A 17,808-nucleotide genomic window follows, 5' to 3' on the forward strand; every position below is an offset into this window, starting at 1 on the left:
ATCTTTTTACCTATGAAACACCTGACACATCTGGCAGCTTTATGTGCTTGCCTTACCAGTCTTCCTGTGGCGGCTCACGTGCAGGAAGTAATGAACGAACCGGATTCGGTGTATTTGTTCTCGTATGCTACCGTGAATGACGCGGGACGCAGCGGCCTGAAATTGGCTTGGAGTCCGGATACTGAACGCTGGTTCAGTATTGGAAACGGATATGGCTATGTGAAATGTGATTACGGGGCCTGGGGCGCTGAAAAACGGATGTTCAATCCTCATCTGACACGGGATGAGAAAGGACTGTGGCATTGCGCCTGGCAGTTGAACGAAAACGGAAAGGAGTGGGGACAGGCTACTTCGCCGGACCTGATGAAATGGAATCCGCAGTCGTATTACTTGCAGTCACCGGGAGAAGGAACTGGAATCCAAGGCAGCGAGACCCGCAAGAAAGCCGTTGTGGAAGGTGTGGTAGAACAAGGATATATGCAGAAAGTGGCCTGGGAGGAAGTGGACCGACTGTTGAAGTTTGTTGACTACCGGGCCTACAGAGACCAGTTGCACAATGAACGGACGGAACAGGATGCGCAACGCTTTGCCGGACTGGCTCCGGTCTCCCTGCAATTGACGGTACGTCCGGAAGAAGCTCGTCCTATCAGTGACAAACTGATAGGTATTTTCTTTGAAGACATCAACTACGGAGCCGACGGTGGACTTTATGCCGAACTGGTGCAGAACCGTGACTTTGAATATACACCGAAAGAAGGCTCCGCTCAGGGATGGGATCATGGATATGCCTGGAGTGTCTGGGAAAACGGAAAGTCGTCGGCTATACAGGTCGCCACGGAGCATCCTTTACATGCCAACAATCCGCATTATGTGGTGTGGCAGGCTAAGCCGGGAAGCTCTCTCCGTAATACGGGTTTTGACGGTATTACCTTGAAAAAAGGTGAAAAATATGATTTCTCTCTCTTTGCCTCTATGCCCGAAGGCAGCAAAGGCGGGAAGGTTGTCGTACGCTTGCTGGATGCCCAAGGCAAGGAAGTGGCACAGGCTTCCGTAAAGGTAAAGGCGGGCGACTGGAAGAAGCAGACTGCAGTGCTGACGGCACAGGCAGATGTGGAGGCAGCCGTACTTTCGCTGGAACCGGAACTCACTGGAGAACTGCACTTGGATATGATTTCACTCTTCCCGCAAAAGACCTTCAAAGGACATAAGAACGGGTTGAGAGCTGATTTGGCTCAGACATTGGCCGATTTGCATCCTCGTTTTATGCGTTTCCCGGGCGGTTGCGTGGCTCATGGAAACGGCATTGACAATATTTACCGTTGGAAGAACTCCGTTGGTCCGCTGGAAGCCCGTAAGCCGATGCGGAACCTGTGGGGATACCATCAGACACTGGGACTGGGGTATTTTGAGTATTTCCAGTTCTGTGAAGATATAGGAGCGGAACCCCTGCCGGTATTGGCCGCTGGAGTGCCGTGCCAGAACTCTGCCTGCATCCCGGGCAAACTTTTGAGTGGAGGACAGCAGGGAGGTATTCCCATGGAAGAGATGGATGCCTATGTGCAGGACATTCTGGATTTGATTGAATATGCCAACGGTGACCCGAAGAAGAACAAATGGGCCAAGATGCGGGCGGAAGCCGGTCATCCGAAACCGTTTAATTTGAAATACATCGGTATCGGCAACGAGGATCTGATTACTCCGATTTTTGAGGAACGCTTTGAAATGATTTTCAAGGCCATTAAGGAAAAATATCCGGAAATCACTGTTATCGGTACGGTGGGACCTTTCTATGAAGGTACGGATTATGAGGCTGGATGGAAATTCGCTTCCCGTCTGCAGGTACCGATGGTAGACGAGCATTATTATAACACGCCGGGATGGTTTATTAACAACCAGGACTATTACGACCGGTACGACCGTTCCAAACCGAAAGTGTATTTGGGAGAGTATGCGGCTCATCTGCCCAGTCGTCCGAACAACATCGAAACTGCCTTGGCAGAAGCGTTGTACCTGACTTCGGTAGAGCGGAACGGTGACATCGTATCGATGACTTCGTATGCGCCGTTGCTGGCCAAGGAAGGACATACTCAGTGGAATCCCGACTTGATTTATTTCAACAATAAGGAAGTGAAACCCACTGTGGGCTATTATACCCAACAGCTTTACGGACAGAATTCCGGTGACACGTATCTGCCTGCCGACCGGAAGATTGACAATTCCCGTCAGGATGTACAGCGCAGAATCGGTACGTCGGTGGTGCGTGACAGCAAAACAGGCGATGTGATTGTGAAGCTGGTCAACTTGCTGCCGGTTCCGGTGAAGACCCAGTTGAATGGTTTGACACAGGAAGAAGGACAGGTGACTTTACAAGTACTTTCCGGCACTCCGACCGATCAGCAGGCGCGTCCGGTGAAGAAAGAAATCTCCTTGAAGGACTTGTCACAGTATGAGATGCCTGCTTATTCGTTGAGCGTGATTCGGATTCATTTGCCAAAATAAAGAGACTGATTGATTCTTGTCTCTTTTTTGACAGCTTTCTGAGGTCTGAAAAACGGGGAAAAAACTATTTTTGGCAATATAATTTTAATATGTATGAAATATAAACACGCATTATGGGGCGTAGGCCTTTCTTTATTATTTTCTTTCGGGGCACTCTCTGTTTCTGCAGCTTCATCTGCCGGAGAAGAGGTGAACGTAAAGGAAACATTTGCAGTAGGTAAGGGAACATTTATGTTGAATGGAAAACCCTTTGTGGTGAAGGCGGCAGAGGTACACTATCCGCGTATTCCGGAACCTTACTGGGAACAGCGTATTCTTTCGTGCAAGGCATTGGGCATGAATACCCTTTGCTTGTATGTTTTCTGGAACTTACACGAACAGCAGCCTGGTAAGTTCGATTTCTCCGGCAATAAGGATATAGCCAAGTTCTGCCGGCTGGCACAGAAACACGGAATGTATGTCATTGTACGTCCGGGACCTTACGTTTGCGCGGAATGGGAAATGGGCGGACTGCCTTGGTGGTTGCTCAAGAAAAAAGATGTGCAGCTACGTACACTTGACCCTTATTATATGGAACGGGTCCGCATCTTTATGAACGAGGTAGGTAAACAGTTGGCCGACTTGCAGCTTTCCCGTGGGGGAAACATCATCATGGTGCAGGTGGAAAATGAATATGGTTCATATGGCGTCAACAAGCCTTATGTATCGGCCATTCGCGACATTGTGAAACAGGCGGGTTTTACCGATGTGCCTCTTTTCCAGTGCGACTGGAGTTCCAACTTTACCAACAATGCGCTGGATGATTTGTTGTGGACGGTGAACTTCGGTACGGGTGCCAACATTGACGAACAGTTCAAGAAACTGAAATCGTTGCGTCCGGAAACTCCGATGATGTGTAGCGAGTTCTGGAGCGGTTGGTTCGACCACTGGGGACGGAAGCATGAGACCCGTGATGCGGCTACGATGGTGAGCGGTATCAAAGACATGCTGGACCGGAACATCTCGTTCAGTTTGTATATGACCCACGGAGGTACGACCTTCGGCTGGTGGGGCGGTGCCAACAACCCGGCTTATTCGGCCATGTGTAGTTCTTACGATTATGACGCGCCGATCAGTGAGGCCGGATGGACCACTCCGAAGTATTTCCAGTTGCGCGACCTGTTGAAACAATATCTTCCGGAAGGAGAAACTCTGCCTGAACCTCCGGCAGCTTTCCCGGTGATTTCTGTACCGGCCATTACGGACTGGAAGGTGGCTCCGTTGTTTGAGAATCTGCCAGAACCAAAACAGTCGGAAGATATCCAGCCGATGGAAATGTTCGACCAGGGTTGGGGAACGATTCTGTATCGCACTACCTTGAAAGAGGATGTGAAAGGTACGTTACATATTGACGAAGTCCACGACTGGGCACAGGTGTTTGCCAACGGTAAACTGTTGGGACGTCTGGATCGTCGTCACGGTGAATTTACCTTGCCGTTGAAAGAAACCTTGAAGAAAGGAACTCAGTTGGACATCCTGGTAGAAGCCATGGGGCGTGTGAATTTTGACAAGTCTATCCACGACCGGAAAGGTATCACCCAGAAGGTGGAAGTGGTCAATGGTGACCAGGCACAGGAATTGAAAGGCTGGACGGTATATAACCTGCCTCCGTTCTATGAATTTGTCAGTCAGAAAAACTACCAGGCGGGTAAATCGGTAGACGGCCCGGCCTACTATAAAGCCACCTTCCATTTGGACAAGACAGGTGATACCTTCCTGGATATGGAGACTTGGGGTAAAGGTATGGTCTGGGTAAACGGACATGCCATGGGACGTTTTTGGGAAATCGGTCCGCAGCAGACCTTGTACATGCCGGGATGCTGGCTGAAAGAAGGCGACAATGAAATCATTGTGCTCGATTTGAAGGGTCCGGCCGAAGCCAAAGTGGTCGGTGTGGAAAAACCGATTCTCGACATGTTGCGTGAGAAAGCTCCGGAAACCCATCGCAAAGACGGTCAGAACCTGAACCTGAAAGCCGAGAAACCGGTGATGACAGGTACGTTCAAGGCAGGCAACGGCTGGCAGGAAGTCCGTTTTGAGAAACCGACCACCGGACGTTATTTCTGTTTGGAAGGCGTTTCCAACTACGACGGCACCAATATTGCCGCTGTGGCAGAAATGGATGTGCTGGGTGCAGACGGGAAACCGGTTTCCCGTGAAAGCTGGAAGATTGTCTATGCCGACAGCGAAGAAACCCGCAGCGGTAACCGTACCGCCGACAAGGTATTCGACTTGCAGGAAAGCACCTTCTGGCAGACGGTAGACAATACCGCTTATCCGCATCAGATTGTCATTGATTTAGGAAAAGAATATCAGGTGACAGGTTTCCGTATGTTGCCACGCGCAGAAGCCGGTGCGCCAGGTTTGATAAAGGATTATAAGGTATATGTAAAGAAATCAGATTTTACATATTGATTTTCAGTTTGTATAGAACTTAAGGTAATTCAGGAGAAATATCCCGCGACTATTAAGTCTGCGGGATATTTTTTTGCTTGCTGGAAGAAAAATCCCTTTGTTTCATGTCTTTATGACATTTTTTTACGAACTTTGCCGCCCAATGTGAAATTAGGTATGCAAGGAGAGTTTGCATCGGATAACAGATGAAAGAATGAACGATTCAAAACCGACATTTAAGGAAATAAACGAAAGTTATACATTAAAAGAAGCCATTACGGAAGCCAAGCGTTGCTTGAACTGCAAGCATCCTTCCTGTAAGAAGGGATGCCCGATAGAAAATGACATTCCGGAGTTTATCCATGAATTGTCAAAAGGAAATATGGGGAATGCTATGGCGATTATCAATGAGAAAAGCAATCTGCCAGCCATCTGCGGTAGAGTCTGTCCGCATGAAAAGCAATGTCAGGGGCATTGCGTGCTTTATCCGAAGGGAAAAGGTATTGAAATCGGCAAGCTGGAACGCTTCATCGCCGATTTTGATACGGAGATGAATCTGATTCGCGAAAAGTTGCCGCAGAAAACCCGTGGAAAGGTGGCTGTCATTGGTTCGGGGCCTGCCGGACTGACCGTGGCAGGCGATTTGGCTCGTCAGGGTTTCAATGTGACCATCTTTGAAAGCCAGGCAGAAGCTGGAGGAGTCTTGATGTACGGTATCCCAGAATACCGTCTGCCCAAACAGGTCGTACGCCAGGAAATTCAGAAAATTGAGGCCTTGGGTGTCAACTTTGTGCTGAATTGCGTGGTTGGAAAACAATTGACCATCGACGATCTTTTTACACAGGGATACGATGCCATTTTTATTGGTTCGGGTACGGCGTTGCCGAAATCGCTGGATATTCCGGGGGCTGGACTGCGTGGTGTCATTCAAGCCACGTATCTGTTGCACATGGCCAATATTTACAGCGAAGGTACGGTAGGACGTGATAAAGTGCCGGTGATTGAAGGAGAGCATGTAGCGGTAATGGGTTGTGGTAACGTAGCTATGGATGCGGCTCGTACGGCAGTGCGTATGGGGGCCGCCAGTGTAATGATTGTGTACCGTCGTACGGAAGCCGACATGCCAGCCATTCAGGCAGAGTATCAGGCGGCTGTACAGGAAGGAGTGAAATTCCTGTGGCAGACCTCTACCACGGAATTCTTGGGCGATGCGGAAGGAAAAGTTATCGGTTTACGCGCCAATACTCCGGAGGGTGTCAAGGAATATGCTTTCGACCGTATCTGTCTGGCCATCGGTTCCCGTCCGGCCAGTCGGATTGTATCGACTACGGAAGGTATTGACACCGATGATAATGGCTACGTACTGGTGAAAGAACGTCCGTTTGGCATGACCAGCCGGAAAGGAGTCTTTGCCGGGGGTGACGTGGTGCATCGGCCGCAGACGGTGGTGATGGCCATGAAGGCAGCCAAAAGTGTGGCAGTGGGCATTGCGCAGTATGTAGATGCCATAAAATTATTGAGCGAATAACCTAATTATAAAATAAATACTAAAGTTTAAGCCGTATCTCCTGATAACTCAGGAAAAAACATTAATTTCGCGAATTCAAAGGAAAGTGTAGAATTTAGATACCAAAAATAAATTTACGACAATGATGGAGCTTGATTTACTCACGGCTGTATCGCCGATTGACGGCCGATACAGAAGCAAAGCGGGAGCTTTGGCTGCTTATTTTTCTGAATATGCGCTCATGAAATATCGTGTGCGGGTAGAAATTGAATATTTCATTACATTGTGTGAGTTGCCGTTGCCGCAATTGAGTTCATTCGATGCGGCTCGTTTTGAGTCTCTCCGTGATATTTACCGTAACTTCTCGGAAGCAGATGCCGCACGTATCAAAGAAATTGAAAGCGTGACTAACCACGATGTGAAAGCGGTAGAGTATTTCATCAAGGAGCAGTTTGATAAACTGGGTGGTCTGGAACATTACAAAGAATTTATCCACTTCGGACTGACCTCTCAGGACATCAACAACACTTCAGTTCCCTTGTCTATTAAGGATGCGCTGGAAGAAGTGTATTATCCGCAGATTCAGAAGCTGATTGACCAGCTGACAACCTATGCGGAAGAATGGAAAGATATTCCGATGCTGGCAAAAACACACGGACAGCCGGCTTCTCCGACTCGCCTGGGAAAAGAAATCATGGTGTTTGTGTACCGTTTGAACCGTCAGCTGGCGGTGTTGAAGGCTTGTCCGCTGACTGCAAAGTTTGGAGGCGCTACCGGTAACTACAACGCACATCACGTAGCTTATCCGGATTTTGACTGGAAGGCATTCGGCAACAAGTTCGTATCGGAAAAACTGGGTTTGGAACGGGAAGAATATACCACACAGATTTCCAACTACGACGGACTGGGAGCTATTTTTGATGCCATGAAGCGGATCAATACCATCATGATTGACATGAACCGTGACTTCTGGCAGTACATCTCTATGGAGTACTTCAAGCAGAAAATCAAAGCAGGTGAAGTAGGTTCCAGTGCTATGCCACATAAGGTGAATCCGATTGACTTTGAAAATGCGGAAGGTAACTTAGGAATGGCCAACGCGATTTTTGCCCATCTGTCTGCCAAGTTGCCGATTTCTCGTCTGCAGCGTGACTTGACTGACTCTACGGTATTGCGCAACATCGGCGTGCCGTTCGGACATACCATCATTGCCATCCAGAGTTCCTTGAAGGGTCTTGGCAAATTGTTGCTGAACGAGCATAAGATTTATGAAGACCTGGATAACTGCTGGAGCGTAGTGGCAGAAGCTATTCAGACGATTCTGCGCCGGGAAGCTTATCCGCATCCGTATGAAGCGCTGAAGGCTTTGACGCGTACGAACCAGACTATCACAGAAGCTTCTATCAAGGACTTCATTGAAACACTGAACGTAAGCGAAGACATCAAGAAAGAATTGCGTGCAATTACTCCGCACAACTATACTGGAGTATAATTTAAAACAAATAATATCGCCCGAGAGGGTATCACAGAGTATTAATTAGCATTAAACAAAAAAATTATGGCAGAAAAAGAATTCAGACAGGAAGGCGAAAACAGCCAGTCTGGCCGCGATGGTTACAAGTCTTATAACAAAGAAGGATATAATAAATATGGTAGAGGCGAGAAAAGCAACAGCTATGGTCGCCGTCCGTATAATAACAATAGAGAAGGGGGAGAGGGCTATCGCTCTTCATATAATCCCCGTTTCAATAATAACAACGGGGAGGACCGTCCGCAAAGAGGTGGTTACGGCAATCGTCCGCAGCGTCCTTATGGGAATCGTCCGTATAACAACGAAGGAGGCGAACAGCGTTCTTCTTATAACCCGCGTTTTAATAACAACAACGGCAATCGTCCGCAGCGTCCTTACGGTAATCGTCCGTATAATAATAATGAAGGAGGCGAACAGCGTCCGTATCGTCCGCGCTTCAACAACGGTGGACAGCAGGGTGGCGAACAGCGTTCCTATCGTCCGCGGTTTAATAACAGTGGACAGCAGGGTGGCTATGGTCGTCCGCAAGGAGGATACCGTCCACGTACTGCCGACTACAATCCGAATGCGAAATATAGCATGAAGAAGCAGATTGAATACAAGGAGGTACTGGCCGATCCGGATGAACCGATTCGTTTGAACAAGTTCCTGGCCAATGCCGGTATTTGCTCTCGTCGGGAAGCGGATGAATTTATCACTGCCGGAGTGGTGTCTGTCAACGGAGAAGTGGTGACCGAGTTGGGTACAAAAGTCAAACGTTCGGATGAAGTGAAGTTCCACGACCAGCCGGTGAGCATTGAACGCAAGGTGTATGTGTTGCTCAACAAACCGAAAGATTGCGTAACGACTTCCGACGATCCTCAGGAACGCAAAACGGTGATGGATTTCGTGAAAGGGGCCTGCAAGGAACGTATTTATCCGGTAGGACGTCTGGACCGCAATACCACTGGTGTGCTCCTGCTGACGAACGACGGAGATTTGGCTTCGAAGCTGACACACCCGAAGTTCCTGAAGAAGAAAATTTACCATGTATACTGTGACAAGAACGTGACGAAAGCAGACTTGGATCAGATTGTACAGGGAATTACGCTGGACGACGGTGAAATCCATGCAGATGCTGTCAGCTACGCATCGGATACCGACAAGTCGCAGGTGGGCATTGAAATCCACTCTGGAAAGAACCGTATCGTACGTCGTATCTTCGAGTCGCTGGGCTACCGGGTAGTGAAACTGGACCGTGTGTATTTTGCCGGACTGACCAAGAAGGGACTCCGCCGGGGCGACTGGCGTTACCTGACAGAACAGGAAGTGGCCATGTTGCGTATGGGGTCTTTTGAATAATGAGAAATAAATGGAACACAGGGATAGGCGGATACCAAATATCTCTGTGTTTTTTAGATTAATTGATAAAACAGAGAATCAAAATGGAAACAATTCGTAGAACAAAAATTGTTGACCTGCTGAAGCGTGAAGATTTTGGCGCGATGGTCAATGTGAAAGGTTGGGTGCGTACTCGCCGTGGTAGCAAGCAAGTAAACTTTATTGCATTGAATGATGGTTCTACTATAAATAATGTGCAGATTGTGGTCGACCTGGCTAATTTCGACGAGGAATTGCTGAAAAAGATTACAACCGGTGCTTGTCTGAGCGTGAACGGAGAACTGGTGAAGTCAGTCGGTGCCGGACAGGCTGCAGAAATCCAGGCACGTGAAATCGAAGTGCTGGGTACTTGCGACAATACTTATCCGTTGCAGAAGAAGGGACACTCTATGGAATTCTTGCGTGAAATCGCTCATTTGCGTCCGCGTACGAATACGTTTGGTGCCGTATTCCGTATCCGTCATAATATGGCAATCGCCATTCATAAATTCTTCCATGAAAGAGGTTTCTTCTATTTCCATACACCGTTGATTACCGCATCCGACTGCGAAGGAGCAGGACAGATGTTCCAGGTAACGACCATGAACCTCTATGATTTGAAAAAAGACGAGAAAGGTTCCATCATTTATGACAATGACTTCTTTGGCAAGCAGACTAGTTTGACGGTTTCTGGACAGCTGGAAGGTGAGCTGGCAGCTACAGCCTTGGGAGCTATTTATACTTTCGGTCCAACTTTCCGTGCAGAAAACTCCAATACGCCGCGTCACTTGGCTGAATTCTGGATGATTGAACCGGAAGTGGCTTTCAATGACATCAACGACAATATGGACTTGGCTGAAGAGTTCATCAAATATTGTGTGCAGTGGGCATTGGATAACTGCTACGATGATGTGAAGTTCCTGAACGACATGTTCGATAAGGGCTTGATTGAACGTCTGCAGGGTGTGCTGAAAGAATCTTTCGTGCGTCTGCCTTATACAGAGGGTATCAAGATTCTGGAAGAAGCTGTTGCCAACGGACATAAGTTTGAGTTTCCCGTTTACTGGGGTGTGGATTTGGCTTCAGAGCACGAACGCTTCCTGGTAGAAGACCATTTCAAACGTCCGGTTATCTTGACAGATTACCCGAAAGAAATCAAGGCTTTCTACATGAAGCAGAACGAAGACGGCAAGACCGTACGTGCCATGGATGTCTTGTTCCCGAAGATTGGAGAAATTATCGGTGGTTCAGAACGTGAGGCTGATTACGACAAGCTGCTGACTCGCATTCAGGAATTGCACATCCCGATGAAGGATATGTGGTGGTATCTGGATACCCGTAAGTACGGTTCATGTCCTCATTCAGGCTTCGGACTGGGCTTCGAACGTCTGCTGTTGTTCGTAACCGGTATGTCGAATATCCGCGATGTGATTCCGTTCCCGCGTACTCCGCGTAATGCTGAATTCTAATAGAATACAATATATTTGTAAGAAGAAAAAGCCATTCTGTTTGGAATGGCTTTTTTTTATACTTTTTTTGGTAGAAAAAAGTCGATAAAGCGCGTGATTTTCAAATTATTTTATATTTTTGTAGGTAACCTAACGGGCAATTCTAATACTTTTAGTTATGAAAATACGCAATTTCTTTCTGGTGGCATTTCTAATGCTTTTGACTGTCGGCAGTTCGATGGCCCAGGATGTACAGGAGAAGACTCCAATCACTTTGCATGGGGTTTGGCAGATGTGTTTTTATCGTTCTAATTCTCCGGATATTCCCGGTGAACTCAAAACAAGTAATTCTTTGAAGATTCTTTCTGATGACGGACGTTTCACCAATTTGCTGATGATGCAGACGGGGGCTGTCATTTTGGGATATGGAACTTATGAAATCAATAACGAAGGGCTGTATACAGAATATGTGGAGAAAAACGTACATCTTCCGCAGCTGAATGGAGAAAAAAATGAGATGCATTTTGAGCTGAAGGAGAACGGGACATTGATGTATGTGAAATATTTCCTGAAAAATGATGCCAAGGGAAATGAAATCGATTCGTGGTGTCATGAAATCTGGCAGAAAGTAGAAATGGCGCCGGTTTACCCGGGTGATGAACTGAGATAATCAAAATTATAATTGAAAGATAAAACAAGAAAGGCGGTTCTGGCATGAAGTACGGATACCGCCTTTCTTGTTTCTGGATAGAGAGTCATTGTTAATAATCAATCATTTATCCCGCGAAAAAAAAACTTAAAATCTTTGTTGGTTAAAAGAAAAGCCGTACCTTTGCAAGCCGATTATTATCAACTAGTGATAAATTTTTAATTCTGAGTGCTTTATTCTTCTTTGTCCGGGAAGAGTGGGGCGGGAGGAATTTGTTTTTTAGTAGTTAACATTTAAAAAAGATTTAAGAGTGGATACTTTAAGTTACAAGACCATTTCTGCAAACAAGGAAACAGCAACGAAAGAATGGGTTGTTGTGGATGCTACCGATCAGGTTGTAGGCCGTCTCGGTGCAAAAGTTGCAAAGTTGTTGAGAGGTAAGTACAAACCGAACTTCACCCCTCATGTAGACTGCGGTGATAACGTAATCATCATCAACGCAGACAAAGTGAAATTTACAGGTAAGAAAATGACTGACAAGATTTACCTGAGCTATACAGGTTATCCTGGTGGTCAGCGTGAAATTACTCCGGCTCGTTTGATGGCAAAACCGAACGGTGCTGAAAAACTGATGAAGAGAGTAGTTAAAGGTATGCTTCCTAAGAACCGTCTGGGAGCTAAGTTGCTGGGCAACTTGTATGTTTACGAAGGAAGTGAACACAAACACGAAGCTCAGACTCCGAAAGTAATCGATATTAATACACTTAAATAATAAAGAATGGAAGTAGTAAATGCATTAGGCAGACGTAAAAGCGCAGTTGCTCGCGTTTTCGTAAGCGAAGGTACAGGAAAGATTACTATTAACAAGAGAGACCTTGCACAGTACTTTCCATCAACTATTCTGCAGTATGTAGTTAAACAGCCGTTGAACAAATTGGAAGTGGCTGAAAAATATGATATCAAAGTTAACTTGTGTGGTGGTGGTTTCACTGGCCAGTCTCAGGCTTTGCGTCTGGCTATCGCTCGTGCACTGGTTAAAATCAACCCTGAAGACAAGAAGACTCTTCGTGCAGAAGGCTTCATGACTCGTGATTCTCGTTCTGTTGAACGTAAGAAACCGGGACGTCCGAAAGCACGTCGTAGATTCCAGTTCAGTAAACGTTAACGAGGGGACAAGTTGGATAAGGGACAAGTTGGCAAGGATACTCTCTTATTATGGAATATTTCCTTGTTGCCTCGTCAACTGATACCTCGTCACCTAAAGAAGCGTTTAGTATCTAAACTGCCAGGATTCTTCCTGCAAGCATTTGTCGGAAAGACTACCGGACAGTTGGTTCAATAAACAAAAAAGAAAGTAAACGATTAAAATTAAAGACAATGTCAAGAGTAAATTTTGATACATTATTGGAGGCTGGTTGCCACTTCGGACACCTTAAAAGAAAGTGGAACCCTGCAATGGCTCCTTATATTTTCATGGAACGCAACGGTATTCATATCATCGATTTGAACAAAACTGTTGCTAAAGTTGATGAAGCTGCTGAAGCTTTGAAGCAAATCGCAAAATCAGGAAAGAAAGTCCTGTTCGTTGCTACTAAGAAACAAGCTAAACAGGTAGTAGCTGAGAAAGCTGCTTCTGTAAACATGCCGTACGTAATCGAACGTTGGCCGGGTGGTATGTTGACTAACTTCCCGACAATCCGTAAGGCTGTGAAGAAAATGGCTACTATCGACAAATTGACTAACGATGGTACTTATTCTAACCTGTCAAAGAGAGAAATCCTGCAGATTTCTCGTCAGCGTGCTAAATTGGAAAAGAACCTCGGTTCTATCGCTGATTTGACTCGTCTGCCGTCTGCATTGTTCGTAGTCGACGTAATGAAAGAAAACATCGCAGTTCGCGAAGCTAACCGTCTGGGTATTCCTGTATTCGCTATCGTAGATACAAACTCTGACCCGACAAATGTAGACTTCGTAATTCCGGCAAACGATGACGCTACTAAGTCAGTAGAAGTTATCTTGGATGCTTGTTGCGCTGCTATGGCAGAAGGTCTGGAAGAAAGAAAAGCTGAAAAGGTAGATATGGAAGCTGCTGGTGAAAATGCACCGAAAGCTGCAAAGAAAAAATCTACTAAGGCTCGCATGGACAAGGCTGAAGAAGAAGCCATCAACGCTTCTAAAGCAGCTGCCTTCATGAACAAAGACGAAGAAGAAGCTTAATATAAGGTAAGTTGAGAATTGAAAATTGAAAATTGGGAAGACTGTATTCTCGATTCTCAATTCTCAATTCTCAACTTTGTTTTTATGCATATTATTAACTCAAAATAAAAGATATTATTATGGCTGTAAGTATGGCTGATATCACCAAGCTCCGTAAAATGACAGGAGCTGGTATGATGGACTGTAAAAATGCTTTGACAGAAGCTGAAGGCGATTTCGACAAAGCAGTAGAAATTATCCGTAAAAAAGGACAGGCTGTAGCTGCAAAACGTTCTGACCGTGAAACTTCAGAAGGTTGTGTACTGGCTAAATCAACTGGCGACTATGCAGCAATGATTGCTTTGAAGTGTGAAACTGACTTCGTAGCTAAGAATGCTGATTTCGTAGCGCTGACTCAGGCTATCCTGGATGCGGCTATCGCTAACAAATGCAAGACTTTGGATGAAGTAAAGGCTCTGCCGATGGGTAGCGGTACAATTGCTGACGCAATCGTAGAACGCAGCGGTATCACAGGTGAAAAGACAGAATTGGATGGTTACAACTTCGTTTCTGGCGCTTGCACTGCTGTTTACAACCACATGAACAAGAACCAGCTTTGCACTATCGTAGCTTTCAATAAGGTTTGTGATGAAAAAGTGGCTCACGAAATCTGTATGCAGATTGCAGCTATGAACCCGATTGCTATCGATGAGGCCGGTGTACCTGAAGCTGTAAAAGAAGAAGAAATCAAGGTTGCTGTTGAAAAGACTAAAGCTGAACAGATTCAGAAGGCTGTAGAAGCTGCGTTGAAGAAAGCGGGTATTAACCCGGCTCACGTAGACAGCGAAGAGCACATGGAAAGCAACATGGCTAAGGGCTGGATTTCTGCAGAAGATGTAGCTAAAGCAAAGGAAATCAAAGAAACTGTAGCTGCTGAAAAGGCTGCTCACTTGCCGCAGGCTATGATTGAGAACATTGCCAAAGGTCGTCTGGGCAAATTCTTGAAAGAAGTTTGTCTGTTGAACCAGGAAAGCATCATGGAACCGAAGAAGACTGTAGCTGACGTATTGAAAGAAGCTGATCCTGAATTGGCTATCACAGACTTCAAACGTTTCACTTTGCGCGCTGAATAATCGATATTCAATATTCTTTTTCGGGCATGCGGTTTTGCATGCCCGATTTGTTTTACGGCTGTTTGTTTCAAGCAGCCGTTTTTTATTGATTATTATCAGGAAAAGTAATTCATCAAGCTGGATATTTTGTATTTTTGCTGCCGGAAAACATAGAATGGAATTCTAACTTTTAAACAAAATAGATTATGGCAAAGAAAGCGCTTTTAATGATTTTGGATGGTTGGGGATGTGGCGACCATCAGAAAGATGATGTAATCTTCAATACTCCGACTCCTTACTGGGACAGCCTGCTGGCTACCTATCCTCACTCACAGTTGCAGGCCAGTGGTGAAAATGTAGGTCTTCCCGACGGACAGATGGGTAACTCTGAAGTAGGTCACCTGAACATCGGTGCCGGACGTATCGTATATCAGGACTTGGTAAAGATTAACCGTGCTTGTGCCGACAACAGCATCCTGAAGAACAAAGAAATCGTGTCTGCTTTCTCATACGCAAAAGAGCATGGCAAGAACATGCACTTCATGGGATTGACTTCCAACGGTGGTGTACACTCTTCTTTGGATCACTTGTTCAAATTGTGTGACATCGCAAAGGAATATGGACTGGAAAATACATTCATCCACTGCTTCATGGACGGTCGTGACACTGACCCGAAGAGCGGTAAAGGATTTATCCAACAGCTGACTGACCATTGTGCAAAATCAACTGGTAAGATTGCTTCTATCGTAGGTCGTTTCTACGCTATGGACCGTGACAAACGTTGGGCTCGTATCAAAGAAGCCTACGACTTGCTGGTAAGCGGTATCGGTAAGAAAGCTACTGACATGGTACAGGCTATGCAGGAATCATACGATGAAGGTGTAACCGATGAATTCATCAAACCGATTGTCAATGCAAACTTCGACGGTACCATCAAGGAAGGCGATGTAGTAATCTTCTTCAACTACCGTAACGACCGTGCGAAAGAGTTGACTATCGTGTTGACTCAGCAGGATATGCCGGAAGAAGGCATGAAGACTATCCCGGGATTGCAGTACTACTGCATGACTCCGTACGATGCTTCTTTCAAGGGTGTTCACATCCTATTCGACAAGGAAAACGTACAGAACACACTGGGCGAATACCTGGCCAACAACGGAAAGACTCAGCTGCACATTGCAGAAACAGAAAAATATGCACACGTAACCTTCTTCTTCAACGGTGGACGTGAAACTCCGTATGCCAACGAAGACCGTATTCTGGTTCCATCTCCGAAAGTAGCTACTTACGACCTGAAACCGGAAATGAGTGCTTACGAAGTGAAAGACAAACTGGTAGAAGCTATCGGTACACAGAAATACGATTTCATCGTAGTAAACTATGCCAACGGCGATATGGTAGGTCACACAGGTATCTACGAAGCTATCGAAAAGGCAGTAGTTGCTATCGACAACTGCGTGAAAGATACTGTAGAAGCTGCCAAGGCAAACGGTTATGAAGTGATCATCATTGCCGACCACGGAAATGCTGACCACGCTTTGAATGCCGACGGTACACCGAACACGGCTCACTCTTTGAACCCGGTTCCGTTTGTATACGTCACAGAAAACAAGAATGCCAAGGTAGAAAACGGTGTGTTAGCCGATGTTGCTCCTTCTATCCTGCACATTTTAGGTATGGCTCAGCCGGCAGAAATGACAGGTCATGACCTGATTAAATAAGCTGTCTGAAATCCTCAAGAGAACTATATAAAAAGTCGGGCTTCGCTGCAAAAAGGTAGTGAAGCCCGTTTTTTTATGCTTTGCGGTCAAACGGCATGTCTGATGAAACTTTGCTTTGTGGATGTAGTAGGGGATGGTGGATGACCTGCTGTCTGTGAGGCGATGTGCGGTTCCTGCTTGGTGAGTGTGGGCGATACGTTTTTTTTCGCGGAAACAAGGTAGAAGAGGGAGAAAGTACAAACGCATAGTCTGGAAGATTGTCGGTCGTTCTCCTCCGAAACCTGATAGGAAAGAAAATAAAAAGCCGCAAGGTAAAATGAGATTACTTTGCGGCTTTTCTATCAAACAGAGTGCTTGATTAAGCTTTCACTCCGTTGTATTCGTCAGATACAGTTAATTTCTTGCGGCCTTTAGCGCGACGTGCTGCCAATACTCGGCGACCGTTAGCGGTAGCCATTCTTTCACGGAAACCGTGTTTGTTTCTTCTCTTTCTGTTAGAGGGTTGGAATGTTCTTTTCATTTTCGTATATACTATTTATGTTATTATTCCATGCGTTCGGGCTGCAAAATTAGTGACTTTTTTTTAATAATCAAAGTGCTAAATCATTTTTAGACAAATCTTTTTGTGTTTTTTCGTGATTTAGATTAATTTTGCAACCGTATTCAGAGAATAAATCAACTATAACATAATAATAAAAGGATTTAAGTTATGATTAATGCTCAAGACATTAAAATCGGAACCGCTATCCGTATGGATGGCAAATTGTATTTCTGCATTGACTTCCTGCATGTAAAACCGGGTAAAGGAAACACTTTCATGCGTACGAAACTGAAAGACGTGGTAGACGGATACGTATTGGAACGTCGTTTCAACATCGGTGAGAAACTGGAAGATGTACGTGTAGAACGCCGTCCTTACCAGTATCTGTATAAAGAAGGTGAAGACTATATCTTCATGAACCAGGAAACTTTCGAACAGGTGCCTATCGCTCACGACCTGATTGAAGGTGTAGACTTCCTGAAAGAAGAAATGGTAGTAGATGTAGTTTCTGATGCTTCTACTGAAACTATCCTGTTCGCTGAACTGCCGGTAAAAGTACAGTTGAAAGTGACTTACACTGAACCGGGTCTGAAAGGTGATACAGCTACTAACGCTACTAAACCGGCTACTGTTGAAACAGGTGCTACTGTACGTGTACCGTTGTTCATCAACCAGGACGAAATTATCGAAGTCGATACTCGTGACGGTTCTTACGTAGGTCGTGTAAAAGCTTGATGATATACTGTCAGAGAAATCATTCTCGAAGATAAAAAGAAAGCCGCATTGGAACATTCCAGTGCGGCTTTCTGCTT

14 protein-coding genes are annotated in these 17,808 nt (G+C 45.8%); 13 read left to right on the forward strand and 1 reads right to left on the reverse strand.

Annotated features, from left to right (window positions below):
- Window positions 1-12 precede the first annotated feature (12 nt).
- The 12 genes from H6A28_RS02480 (at window position 13) to gpmI (ending at window position 16,455) form a co-directional block, all read left to right on the forward strand.
- Entirely contained in the window at window positions 13-2,499 is a 2,487-nt protein-coding gene (locus H6A28_RS02480; RefSeq protein ID WP_204478712.1) for an alpha-L-arabinofuranosidase C-terminal domain-containing protein, read from the forward strand.
- A 93-nt stretch (window positions 2,500-2,592) separates the two neighbouring features.
- A complete protein-coding gene (locus H6A28_RS02485; protein ID WP_204474372.1) occupies window positions 2,593-4,953 on the forward strand; it encodes a beta-galactosidase in 2,361 nt (786 codons plus the stop codon).
- A gap of 193 nt (window positions 4,954-5,146) precedes the next feature.
- Entirely contained in the window at window positions 5,147-6,460 is a 1,314-nt protein-coding gene (locus tag H6A28_RS02490; RefSeq protein WP_204478713.1) for an NAD(P)-dependent oxidoreductase, read from the forward strand.
- 124 nt (window positions 6,461-6,584) lie between these two features.
- Window positions 6,585-7,931 (forward strand): adenylosuccinate lyase, encoded by a 1,347-nt coding sequence (gene purB, locus H6A28_RS02495; protein ID WP_204474553.1) that lies wholly within the window; start codon window positions 6,585-6,587, stop codon window positions 7,929-7,931.
- A 66-nt stretch (window positions 7,932-7,997) separates the two neighbouring features.
- Window positions 7,998-9,311 (forward strand): pseudouridine synthase, encoded by a 1,314-nt coding sequence (locus tag H6A28_RS02500; protein ID WP_204474368.1) that lies wholly within the window; start codon window positions 7,998-8,000, stop codon window positions 9,309-9,311.
- Window positions 9,312-9,394: 83 nt separating this feature from the next.
- The gene (gene asnS, locus H6A28_RS02505; protein WP_204474366.1) at window positions 9,395-10,798 is read left to right on the forward strand and encodes an asparagine--tRNA ligase; all 1,404 of its coding nucleotides are present in this window, start codon (window positions 9,395-9,397) and stop codon (window positions 10,796-10,798) included.
- A 157-nt stretch (window positions 10,799-10,955) separates the two neighbouring features.
- The gene (locus tag H6A28_RS02510) at window positions 10,956-11,447 is read left to right on the forward strand and encodes a DUF4488 domain-containing protein (RefSeq protein ID WP_204474364.1); all 492 of its coding nucleotides are present in this window, start codon (window positions 10,956-10,958) and stop codon (window positions 11,445-11,447) included.
- A gap of 289 nt (window positions 11,448-11,736) precedes the next feature.
- Window positions 11,737-12,198, forward strand: coding sequence for a 50S ribosomal protein L13 (gene rplM, locus H6A28_RS02515; RefSeq protein ID WP_204474362.1), 462 nt, complete (start codon window positions 11,737-11,739; stop codon window positions 12,196-12,198).
- A gap of 6 nt (window positions 12,199-12,204) precedes the next feature.
- Window positions 12,205-12,591, forward strand: a complete 387-nt coding sequence (rpsI, locus tag H6A28_RS02520; protein WP_177866351.1) for a 30S ribosomal protein S9 — start codon at window positions 12,205-12,207, stop codon at window positions 12,589-12,591.
- 212 nt (window positions 12,592-12,803) lie between these two features.
- The gene (gene rpsB, locus H6A28_RS02525; protein WP_072541549.1) at window positions 12,804-13,643 is read left to right on the forward strand and encodes a 30S ribosomal protein S2; all 840 of its coding nucleotides are present in this window, start codon (window positions 12,804-12,806) and stop codon (window positions 13,641-13,643) included.
- A 119-nt stretch (window positions 13,644-13,762) separates the two neighbouring features.
- A complete protein-coding gene (gene tsf / locus H6A28_RS02530; RefSeq protein ID WP_204474360.1) occupies window positions 13,763-14,755 on the forward strand; it encodes a translation elongation factor Ts in 993 nt (330 codons plus the stop codon).
- A gap of 185 nt (window positions 14,756-14,940) precedes the next feature.
- The gene (gpmI, locus tag H6A28_RS02535; protein WP_204478714.1) at window positions 14,941-16,455 is read left to right on the forward strand and encodes a 2,3-bisphosphoglycerate-independent phosphoglycerate mutase; all 1,515 of its coding nucleotides are present in this window, start codon (window positions 14,941-14,943) and stop codon (window positions 16,453-16,455) included.
- A 358-nt stretch (window positions 16,456-16,813) separates the two neighbouring features.
- On the opposite strand, the gene rpmH is transcribed toward gpmI, so the two are convergent.
- Window positions 16,814-16,975, reverse strand: a complete 162-nt coding sequence (gene rpmH / locus H6A28_RS02540) for a 50S ribosomal protein L34 (protein ID WP_007564314.1) — start codon at window positions 16,973-16,975, stop codon at window positions 16,814-16,816.
- A gap of 189 nt (window positions 16,976-17,164) precedes the next feature.
- On the opposite strand from rpmH, the gene efp reads away from it, so the two are divergent.
- Window positions 17,165-17,731 carry an elongation factor P gene (gene efp, locus H6A28_RS02545; RefSeq protein ID WP_204474356.1) on the forward strand — a complete coding sequence of 189 codons (567 nt, stop codon included), beginning with the start codon at window positions 17,165-17,167 and terminating at the stop codon, window positions 17,729-17,731.
- The last annotated feature ends 77 nt before the right edge of the window (window positions 17,732-17,808 follow it).

Source organism: Bacteroides mediterraneensis (genome assembly GCF_016900355.1).
Classification (GTDB): domain Bacteria; phylum Bacteroidota; class Bacteroidia; order Bacteroidales; family Bacteroidaceae; genus Phocaeicola.